This is a genomic window from Rhizobium sullae (assembly GCF_900169785.1).
Taxonomy (GTDB): domain Bacteria; phylum Pseudomonadota; class Alphaproteobacteria; order Rhizobiales; family Rhizobiaceae; genus Rhizobium; species Rhizobium sullae.
The window spans coordinates 1-9,256 of record NZ_FWER01000107.1 but is presented as its reverse complement, the minus strand read 5'-3'; the positions used below and the strand labels follow the sequence as shown (position 1 = coordinate 9,256).

General features: G+C 56.5%; 9 protein-coding genes and 3 pseudogenes. 5 read left to right on the top strand and 7 right to left on the bottom strand.

The features are described from left to right. Window positions 1–97: 97 nt before the first annotated feature. From BN1800_RS38310 to BN1800_RS38295, 4 genes are read right to left on the bottom strand one after another with little or no spacing between them, the layout of a single operon-like run. On the bottom strand, window positions 98–586 hold the full coding sequence (locus BN1800_RS38310; RefSeq protein WP_087005989.1) for a phosphoribosylanthranilate isomerase: 489 nt from the start codon (window positions 584–586) through the stop codon (window positions 98–100). Continuing rightward, entirely contained in the window at window positions 570–1,637 is a 1,068-nt protein-coding gene (gene trpD, locus BN1800_RS38305) for an anthranilate phosphoribosyltransferase (protein ID WP_179214011.1), read from the bottom strand. Before trpD ends, BN1800_RS38310 begins: the two co-directional genes overlap by 17 nt. 1 nt (window position 1,638) lies before the next feature. Continuing rightward, a complete protein-coding gene (locus BN1800_RS38300) occupies window positions 1,639–2,235 on the bottom strand; it encodes a cysteine hydrolase family protein (RefSeq protein ID WP_087005998.1) in 597 nt (198 codons plus the stop codon). Window positions 2,236–2,255: 20 nt separating this feature from the next. Then, entirely contained in the window at window positions 2,256–3,332 is a 1,077-nt protein-coding gene (locus BN1800_RS38295) for an LLM class flavin-dependent oxidoreductase (RefSeq protein WP_179214010.1), read from the bottom strand. Window positions 3,333–3,649: 317 nt separating this feature from the next. On the opposite strand from BN1800_RS38295, the pseudogene BN1800_RS44360 reads away from it, so the two are divergent. The 3 genes and pseudogenes from BN1800_RS44360 to BN1800_RS44350 form a co-directional block, all read left to right on the top strand. Further along, window positions 3,650–4,072, top strand: a pseudogene (locus BN1800_RS44360) (ISAs1 family transposase); the annotation flags it as partial. Then, window positions 4,052–4,738 (top strand): annotated as a pseudogene (locus tag BN1800_RS44355) (Tn3 family transposase); the annotation flags it as partial. The pseudogenes BN1800_RS44360 and BN1800_RS44355, both read left to right, overlap by 21 nt. Before the next feature lie 34 nt (window positions 4,739–4,772). After that, window positions 4,773–4,949, top strand: coding sequence for a hypothetical protein (locus BN1800_RS44350; RefSeq protein WP_210191318.1), 177 nt, complete (start codon window positions 4,773–4,775; stop codon window positions 4,947–4,949). A gap of 150 nt (window positions 4,950–5,099) precedes the next feature. Here BN1800_RS44350 and BN1800_RS38280 read toward each other — a convergent pair whose 3' ends face one another. Continuing rightward, window positions 5,100–5,468: a YybH family protein gene (locus BN1800_RS38280; RefSeq protein WP_087005982.1), complete on the bottom strand. Its 369-nt coding sequence runs from the start codon at window positions 5,466–5,468 to the stop codon at window positions 5,100–5,102. Window positions 5,469–5,563: 95 nt separating this feature from the next. On the opposite strand from BN1800_RS38280, the gene BN1800_RS38275 reads away from it, so the two are divergent. Next, window positions 5,564–6,601, top strand: a complete 1,038-nt coding sequence (locus tag BN1800_RS38275; protein ID WP_244564806.1) for an IS1182 family transposase — start codon at window positions 5,564–5,566, stop codon at window positions 6,599–6,601. Further along, a complete protein-coding gene (locus BN1800_RS43230; protein ID WP_244564805.1) occupies window positions 6,546–6,959 on the top strand; it encodes a transposase in 414 nt (137 codons plus the stop codon). The genes BN1800_RS38275 and BN1800_RS43230 overlap by 56 nt, the downstream gene beginning before the upstream one ends. A gap of 208 nt (window positions 6,960–7,167) precedes the next feature. Here BN1800_RS43230 and BN1800_RS38270 read toward each other — a convergent pair. Both BN1800_RS38270 and BN1800_RS44345 read right to left on the bottom strand, forming a co-directional pair. Continuing rightward, window positions 7,168–7,781 (bottom strand): annotated as a pseudogene (locus BN1800_RS38270) (HAD-IA family hydrolase); the annotation flags it as partial. Window positions 7,782–8,855: 1,074 nt separating this feature from the next. Further along, window positions 8,856–9,256, bottom strand: a 401-nt coding sequence (locus BN1800_RS44345; RefSeq protein WP_244564804.1) for a helix-turn-helix transcriptional regulator, incomplete at its 5' end; no start/stop codon positions are given.

Below are 9,256 nucleotides of genomic sequence, written 5' to 3'. Positions count from 1 at the left end.
CCATCCACATCCATCGGATCCGCGCAAGGGCGCAGTGGAAAGCCGTGACCGGCGCAACCGCCTGACGTCTCACATAAGCGCCTTGTTCCGACCTTGATCAAACAACGTGACATCGCCCTCCAGCCACAATGAAGGGTCGGCGAAACGCTAGGTTGGCTAAGATGGTCCAATCAAAAGTTCTGCCAGTCCCACCGTCCTGTCCTTGAACATATGTATCGAAGAGAAAGGCTTCCACCTCAAAGGAATTCACCGCTTCAACCGGAAAGTCATCGCCGATTTTGAAGCCTTTGATGATCGGTCGGCCAATCTTTTTGCAGTATTCATTTGTTTCCGATCCTTGCAACTGCACGATTGAAATTCCCGATGTTTCAATAGTCTGCAATACAAACTCGATCGGTTCATCGACAAACACGCCGACCGTAGCCACAAAAGGCGGAAGCTCGGAGACAATCTGGCGCACCTCATTCGGGCTAACCTGCCGCGGACTTCTGGAGAAAACGAACCCCAGTGCATCCGCGCCGGCGTCAACGGCCGCTCGCGCATCTTCTAAAGAGGTAATTCCGCAAATTTTAACGCGTGCTCGCATTTCCCTGCCTCAAAAATTTTTCCAATGTCCTGCGTGCAACGCCAGATGTGATCGCGGCGCGCGCCATAGCTGCCCCTTCCAAAAAGGTCGCAGCGTTCCCCCCCAGCACCAGTGCCGCGCTCGCGGTAATAACGGCCGCGTCGCTGCGGGGTCCTTGTTGCCCCTGAAGGATCTCAATACAGATTTCAGCGTTGCGCGCCGGGTCGCCGCCAAGGAGGTCCTGCCGTTTGCAAGGAGAAACGCCGAAATCTTCGGGTGAGACGGTGAACATAGTGATTTTTTCGCGTGCTACGCGCGCGACCGTCGTCTTACCGATGCAGCTTATTTCGTCCAGGCCGCCTGCCCCATGGACCACGAAGGCATCGTCGCGTCCAAGGTGGGAAAGAGTATCGGCCAAGAGCGCCACGTGCCCGGGTTTTGCGACACCTACGATTTGTTTGCGGATTCGTGCCGGATGCACCAGCGGGCCGGCCAAGTTGAATATGCTTCTGATCCCGACTTCCCGGCGAATCTCGGCGATTCGAGGTGCAAATCGATGAAAATGGGAGGTTGCCACGAAGGCAAAATTGCAAGCGTCGAGAGAGGCCAGCACCTGTTCGGGTTTGCTACAGTTTGCGATGTCGACTCCGAGAGCCATCATCAAATCACTGCTTCCGCACTTGCTTGTGACGTTGCGGTTCCCGTGTTTGATGACGGGAATACCAGCAGCTGCGACGATAAACGCCGCCGTCGTCGATATGTTGAATGTACCGGCTCGATCACCGCCAGTGCCGCCGATGTCGAGAACGTCGTGGCGCCCAGTCAGCAGGGGATTGCTACGTTTCAGAATGGCCTCCACGGCACCGGCAATTTCTGTCGCGGTCTCTCCTTTTTGGGCGAGCGCTGCGATTAACGCCGAGATTTGCAGGTCACTAAACTCTTGATCCAAGATGCCGTCGATGACGGCACTCGCTTCCTGCTGGGTAAGGTCGATCCTCTCTTCTACCAATCTTCGGATGGCTTCGGTGTAGATGGTGCCTTGGTCAGGCTGACGAGAGGATCCGCTATCCATGTCAAGCGGCCGACGAACGGCGCAATTCGACAACGGTATCATCCAAAGACAAAACCCGGCCGAGAACATAACCAATGTGCTCGAGCGCCGCTGAATGGCGCGCGGCGCTCGTACCCGCTACGCATTCCTCAGGAACGATTACACGATAATCTAATTGTAGGGCGTCTTGTGCGGTCGCCCGCACGCAGACGTCGGTTGCGGCTCCAGTCAGGACTAGCGTGTTGACGCCGAGCCCTCGTAACAACAGATCGAGGTCTGTTGCAAAGAAGCCGCTATATCGTCGCTTCACGAGAACGAAATCGCTGGGCTGAGGGACCAGTTCCTCGATGATTTCGATCCCTCGAGTGCCTTCAAGACAATGTTCGGTTTCGCCGTACTCCAGCTCCAGACCGAAATCCACCTTCTCCTTCCGGTGCGACTCTTTGGTATAGATGACGGGAATCCCGAGCTCGCGACCGAGCCGAGTAAGCATTTGCAGATTGGGGACGATTTTCTTGGCGCCGACGCAGGGTATGGGGCCGTCTTCGTCGATAAAGTCATGTTGCATGTCGACGACCAGAATGGCCATCTTGCCGGAGGATCTGTTTTCGGGACGCATTCAACCCTCTTCAAATGGACCTATTGAGGCCGAGCGGAAACGATGTCAGCCAGCGCCGAATAGCTCTGTCTGGTCGCTTGTACGTCGTCCAGATGGTCGAAGCACATCACATGCAAGACGCCAAAACCGCCCGACAAGAATTCCATCTCCTCGATACGGTCCGCTACCGTTTCGGGCGAACCCGTGATCCAGCAATGCTTCGCAACGTACTCAACGGTCACGTCGCTGTCGGGAACTTCGGGATCATGCTTCAAAAGTCCGAGCGCTTTATTCCCGGCAAGCATCGGCAAATAGTCTTCACGAAAATATCGCCCCATCTCGCCCTCCACGGACCGTCGCCAAGCCTCCTTGTCGGTGTCTGCGACAAAGAATGGCCGGCTTACGCGCCAATCTTCCCGCGACGGGGCCATGCGCATAGCTTCCCGCGCACCATTCGTCACGACCTCCCAATGCGTATGGAGATACTGGGGAGTGAAGCAAAAGCTGATCGGTATCCAGCCATTCACTCCCGCCAGCCTTAGCGTTGGAGAAGCCGCGGATAAGCCGGTGACGCCAATGGGTGGATAAGGCCTCTGGAATGGTTTCAGATGGTACCCCGATCGCTTCCGCAGTTGATCTTCTGGCCTGCGCGCTGACCAAAACCGCCCCTTATACTCAAACGGCCCTTCGCTTTCCCAGAAGCGCGTCATAATCGCGATAGATTCAGCGGTCATTTCTCGGTGAATACCCGTCTGGTAGTCGATCCCGAACATCTCCAAGTCCGAATTGGTCCCGCTCGCCCCAATGCCCACCATAAGTCGGCCGTCTCCGATGTGATCGAGAAGACAAATACGATGAGCCAATTCAGCCGGATGGTGGAATGGGAGCATGAACGCGCCGGGAGCCAGCTTAATGTTTTCTGTCTCAAGGAACGCTTGCGCTATCAGCAAATCAGGCGAAGGGCATGGTTCGGCCGGCATCATGTAATGCTCGCCGATCCAGGCTTCGTGAAAGCCGATCGCATCAAGAAACTTCAAGGTGTCGAGGTCGTGATAGTGGCCATCGCGAATCGTCCGATAACTCGGATGAGCGGGCATCATGAACGCGCCAATTTTCATCTTCAGTGCCAGAGACCTTTTGATTGAGACTGCCGCAAACGCTGAAGATGAAAACTGCGACGTAGAAGATACAGTAACGTCCACCCGAACTGCACGGCTCTCGGTTGTATTGTTAGGTGTTACAGCCGCTGGAAAGGAAGCTTGCAACCTGTGTAATTATCATATTGACAATTTACTGAGACAGCATTTCAGGCCGCAAATCAGCCGTTGCCGTGATCCGAGAAAGGACCACGGACAGTGATTACACCCCAGAAGTGGAATCTAGGTTCACCGTTCTGGTTGAGCGTGAAAGGCCTTTATCAACCAAAGACAGCGAGGCGCATCTTGAGTTCTTGCGGCGCTACCTGCCCCACGAGCACGGCGTTCCCGGCGAGCGCTGGCTGACGATCCTGATGAACCGGATCAATCCGGCGCTGTTTTCCGAGGCCTTCACGGGCTGGGTGCGCGAGACATGGCCCGAACGGCTGGACCTTGTCGCCATCGACGGAAAGACGTCCCGCCGCAGCCACGACCGCCGCGAAGGCACGGGATCGATCCATCTCGTCTCGGCCTTCGCGACAACGAGCCGGCTGGTGCTGGGCCAGGAAGCTGTGCCCGACAAGGCGAACGAGCTGACGGCAATCCCAACGCTTCTGGAGCGGCTTGGCGCGGACGACGGGCTGAAGGGGGCGCTCATCTCGATCGACGCCATCGCCACAAATGCGACCATCGCCGACGCTATCTTGGCCCAGGGCGCCGATACGGCCGGCTTTACCGATCACTTGTTCGGGACCAGCGGCATGCTCGGATACCGCCTTGTCCTGCGCATCCGCGATTTGCCTTCGAAGCGCCTTTACGTGTTCAATCCCGCAGGGACACCCAAGGATTTGCGCAAACTGGTCGGTGGCAAGATTCGCGAGGAATTGATCATTGCGAACTGGCCCGACCTGTTCCGCTGCGCCGCGACCATGGCTTCCGGCAAGATCAAGCCGAGCCAGTTGCTCCGCAAGCTTGCCTCCTATCCACGCCAGAACGATCTGGCGGTTGCGCTGCGGGAGGTTGGCCGCGTGGAGCGGACACTCTTTATTATAGAGTGGATCCTCGACACGGACATGCAGCGGCGTGCCCAGATCGGCCTCAACAAGGGCGAGGCCCACCACGCTCTCAAGAATGCGCTGCGCATCGGTCGCCAGGGTGAAATCCGTGACCGAACCACCGAGGGCCAACATTACCGGATCGCCGGACTCAATCTGCTCACCGCAATCATCATCTACTGGAACACCCTCCATCTCGGCCATGCAGTCGCAGAGCGCCGGAATGAAGGACTTGATGTGCCGCCCGAACTTCTGGCGCATATCTCTCCGCTGGGTTGGGCACACATATTACTGACCGGCGAATATCTCTGGCCCAAGGAAGAAACGGCTTAGAGTGTCATTCCGCCCCCAGCCGGAGCCGACCCCAATGGCTCGGGATGATTTCGAGGATCGCCGAGAGCGCCAGCGGCAGGGCATCGAACTGGCAAAGGCGAGCGGGAAGTATGCCGGACGCCAAGCTGACCTGGTGACACACGAACGCATTATTGCCCTTCCGGTCTGGCGGCAACAATATCAGCAGGACTGCGAAACTTACTGGATGTAGCGAGGCACAGGTGAAACGCATTTGGGCTCGACATCAGCACGACATCGCGAAGCAAGAAACCGTGTCGCAAAAGTTGACTTCTGCAACGGTGCAAAAGTCGGTTGCAAAACCGTCGCTTTAATCGGGCAGACCGTGTCAAAAGCAGCTTGATTATTTTGGAAAGCGGCTGAGGTGCTCGTGGACGATCTTCCACTGCGTGTCCTCTTTTTTCAATATAGTGGTACCGCGACCGTCGCCCTCGTAGGTTTTCCCTTCAATGTCGGCCTTCCATCGGAAGCGGTATGTGCAGCTTGCGACGGTATCGCTCACCGCAATCCAGTCGACATCCTCCAGCCAGTACACCTCGTTATGAAGCTTGCGCCACGTCTCTTCAAACGCGGCCTTGATTGCATCGATTCCGCGATAGGTGCCGTCGGTAAACCAGAAGACCGCCTCTGCTGATATAAGCGGGGCAACCTCATCGAAGCGCCGCAGATTAACTCTGGCTTCGTAAAGCTTCATGTGGTCCTGGGGATGCATACCGCTCTCCTTTCGTGTTGACGGTGGATTCCGATGTTTGTGACTGCATGGTATATTTTGCCATGGCACATTTATCAGGAACAGACCGCTCGCAAATGCTGCTTCTGCCTGAAGTGGTGGACGACTATGTCGGACCGGACAACCCGGTCCGGTTCATCGAGGCCTTTATCGATGGACTGGATTTGCAGGCGTCTGGATTTATACGGGTTGAGCCAAAGTTGACGGGTCGTCCGGGTTACGATCCGGCCGATCTGCTGAAGCTCTACCTTTACGGCTATTTGAACCGGGTGCGGTCGAGCCGCCGGCTGGAAACCGAGACGCATCGTAACATCGAAGTGATCTGGCTGCTGCGCCACCTGAAGCCCGATCACAAGACCATTGCCAACTTTCGCCGGGTGAACCATGCCGCCTTTCGGCAGGTGTTCCGGGAGTTCATCATCCTGTGCCGCCAGCTCGATCTGTTTGGCCGGGAACTGCTGGCGGTGGATGGCACACGCATCAAGGCGGTCAACAACAAGGACCGCAACTTCACGCGGGCGGCGCTGACAAAGTTTATCCGCGAGGCGGACGAACGGCTGACCGAGTACATGAAGCGGCTCGACAACGGCGATGCACAGGAAGAGAATACCGGAAGCAGCGGACCGCGAGCAAAAAACCTCGCTGAGAAGATCGCGGCGATCAAAGGAAAGCGTGACCGGCACAAGGCCCTGCTCGATGAGCTGGATCGCACAGGTGAAGACCAGATATCACTGACCGATCCCGATAGCCGCGCCATGGCGCGCATGACCAAGGTGGGCGTCGGTTACAACGTCCAGCTTGCCGTCGATGTGAAGCACAAGCTGATAGCTGAGCAGGAGGTTAGCAGCCAGGTTGTCGATATGGGACTGCTGACGCAGACGACGCAGGCGGCGATGGACAATCTCGGCGTCGCGCGGATCGAGGTGGTTGCCGATCGCGGCTACTTCAAGGTCGAGGATATCGAGGCGTGCGAGAAGGCGGGCATCACCGCGTATGTCCCCAAGCCATTGCGAGGAGCGGCCGTCCGCGAGGGATTCTTTTCCAAGGACGAGTTCCGCTATGATACCGAGAAGGACGTGTACGTTTGCGGGAGAGCACCTCTCACCGCGATATGAGAAGAAAACGCGCGACCTGAAGCTTGTCGAATACTGCAATCGGGAAGCTTGTAGGTCATGCGATCTGAAGGCGCATTGCACCCATGGGTATCGACGGGTCGGCCGTGTTGAGAACGAGGAGGTTCTTGATCGGATGGCAGCACGCCTTGCAGCCAGACCCGAAGTGCTTGACCAGCGCCGCGAAAGCGTTGAGCATCCCTTCGGGACAATCAAACAATGGATGTATCAGGCCGCTTTCCTGATGCGGCGATTGGAAAACGTCCGGGGCGAATTCAGTTTGACGGCGCTCGCCTATAATATTCGAAGAGCCATCACTCTCATCGGCGTTTCCGGCCTAATCGCTGCTGCCAGGGCGTGAGAGGCCATTATCCCGCAAGAATGGCACATTCCCGCCAAAAGGGGGCCGAACGAACAAAGCAAGTTCGTACCGTCAATCAGCACAAGTACCGTCGAAAATCCCCGAGACGACGTCGGGCCAATCGCTATTCAGCTATCTGCCGACTTTTGACACGGTCTGCCCGAAACGTGCGACACATTAAGCGACTAGAACCGGTGACGTAACAGGTTTTAGAATTTTTGCGACAGATCGGATCGGAGTTTTGCCAGCGTAGCGGACAGGGAGCTTCCTTCCAGCCACTGGACAGCCTTCCAGCCAGACGCTCGTGCGGCCGTGATATTTGCAGGCGTATCATCTATTAAAAGCAGTTGCTCTGCCGGAAGCCCTGAAAGGCTAGCTGCCTGTTCAAAGAAGGCACGATCGGGTTTGCGGATTCCCAACGCTGCTGAATTAGTAGATGCCATCACAATGGCCACCTAAGCCCAGCACCTCGATCAGATGCGCTGCCCTGACGTGCTCCTGATTGGTCGCCAGATAAACTCTCTTTCTGGCGTCGCGCTCCTGGCGAAGTTCTTCAAGCAGCTCAGTGTTCAGCCGGGCATCGTTTTCGAACCAATAGGCAACAAAATCATCGTAGGACAGATGCGGAGCTATCTTTGCCAAGGTGGGCTTCAGGCGATCAGCCAAACCGCAGCGCCCGACAACGATCTCGTTCCAGTGAGGAATGAAGAACTCTCGTTGAAGGTCCGCGGCTGAAAAACCTAGATCATCCTCGATGGTGGATGCCCAAGGTCTGCCGTCTGAAGGGCGACCGCAAACCAAGACTCCATCCACATCGACCATCAATGCGCTGATCAAAATCGATTACCTCCTTGTCGCGAAACTCCCCGATTAAAGCGACACTTGTTTTTCTGACTTTTGCGTCATCGCAGAATAGGCAGCTCTGCAACAGGTGCAATATCCGATCTTGACGCTGACCTGCCGACGGAAGCCCGGTTTGGGTGCTGTCGCCGCTATTGTCGATATGCAAGCCCGCCCCGGCTCAGGTCAAGAAGGCATGACGCTACGCATCGCCAGGATTCATCCGCGCGTCAGTTCCCAGGAGCAGGATCTACAGCGACAGGAGTCGATTATCGAAGATGAGAGGACGGCCGGGTATATTACATCGCCTGCGTCTATCGCGAAAAAGCCTCTGGTGCTCGACCGATCGGCCGGACTTGTTGCGGCTGATCGCGGACCCTCAGCCGGGCGAAGTCGTGATCGCGGAAAAGATCGATCGCATTAGCCGTCTAGGCGCTGATCGCCTTGTCGGCGTGCTTCATCGACTGGCTGAATCCCGACAACCCCGGAAAAAGGGCTCTGCCTCCGCACGCGCTTTCCTGCCGATCTGGCTACGAGCGTCGTGCCATGCCCCGATAAGCGGGATGATGTGCCCGCCGATACCCGGACAGCGTGCGGTCCCGATCTTCGCGCTCCCGCTTGTCCCAAGTTGCCGGCTTACTTTTTTCCCGGATTATTGCTCATCGCATTGCCTTTTCTGATTTCGACAAGCGTAGGCATAGCTCATCACTGCCAATCATGGGATTTCCAATCCCGCCGATTGTCGCCTTTTCTTCGCCATGGCCGCCCTGCCGTTAGATACTTGTTGAATCGGCTCAATTTGCGCTCTTTTAATCATCCCCGTCCGGGACGTCTGTGCCGGGACCAAATGAACCTCCACAATAAGCCCCGTTTGACAGCGTTGCGTCGAGTAGAGATGGCCCGCTCACGTGCCTATGCACGGCAAAAGTTCCGATCGGCGGACGATCGGGAAATCCGCGAGCCATGTGGAATCAATTCGCTGATCACGGGACTCGGGGTCCTGCCGACATCCCCGGCCCGTGACCGGTTCGGGGCATGAATAGCACCAGCCTGCCACTACTTCTTGAAACGAACACCCACGCCGCCACCATTTTCAGGGATGAATTCAATTCCTGCCTTTTCGAACGCCGCGACGATGCTCGCAAGATTATTGCTGATGGGCACGTGAGCCCCCCGTTCAAAATCGGCAACGGTCTGGCGAGACACGCTAGCCGCTATGGCGAGTTCCGCTTGGCTCCAGCCCAACATAGCTCGCGCACCACGGCACTGCTCCATTGTAAGAATATCGTTACGCAAGGCAAACTTTCTGATTGACTTCATACATTTTGTAGTAAAAATTACCCCTCGGCGATCGAACAGGTGCGCGAACACCTGCTCGATCTGACCACAACCAAGCTTATGGGAGCTCGGATCATGGCTGATTCCGACAATAGCAGAACTTTGTCTGCGGTCACCCG

Coding starts and splice junctions, on each gene's coding strand:
- BN1800_RS38310 (WP_087005989.1), bottom strand. CDS start 586: ATGCGAGCACGCGTTAAAATTTGCGGAATTACCTCTTTAGAAGATGCG.
- trpD (WP_179214011.1), bottom strand. CDS start 1,637: ATGGATAGCGGATCCTCTCGTCAGCCTGACCAAGGCACCATCTACACC.
- BN1800_RS38300 (WP_087005998.1), bottom strand. CDS start 2,235: ATGCGTCCCGAAAACAGATCCTCCGGCAAGATGGCCATTCTGGTCGTC.
- BN1800_RS38295 (WP_179214010.1), bottom strand. CDS start 3,332: ATGAAAATTGGCGCGTTCATGATGCCCGCTCATCCGAGTTATCGGACG.
- BN1800_RS44350 (WP_210191318.1), top strand. CDS start 4,773: ATGGCTCGGGATGATTTCGAGGATCGCCGAGAGCGCCAGCGGCAGGGC.
- BN1800_RS38280 (WP_087005982.1), bottom strand. CDS start 5,468: ATGCATCCCCAGGACCACATGAAGCTTTACGAAGCCAGAGTTAATCTG.
- BN1800_RS38275 (WP_244564806.1), top strand. CDS start 5,564: ATGCTGCTTCTGCCTGAAGTGGTGGACGACTATGTCGGACCGGACAAC.
- BN1800_RS43230 (WP_244564805.1), top strand. CDS start 6,546: ATGATACCGAGAAGGACGTGTACGTTTGCGGGAGAGCACCTCTCACCG.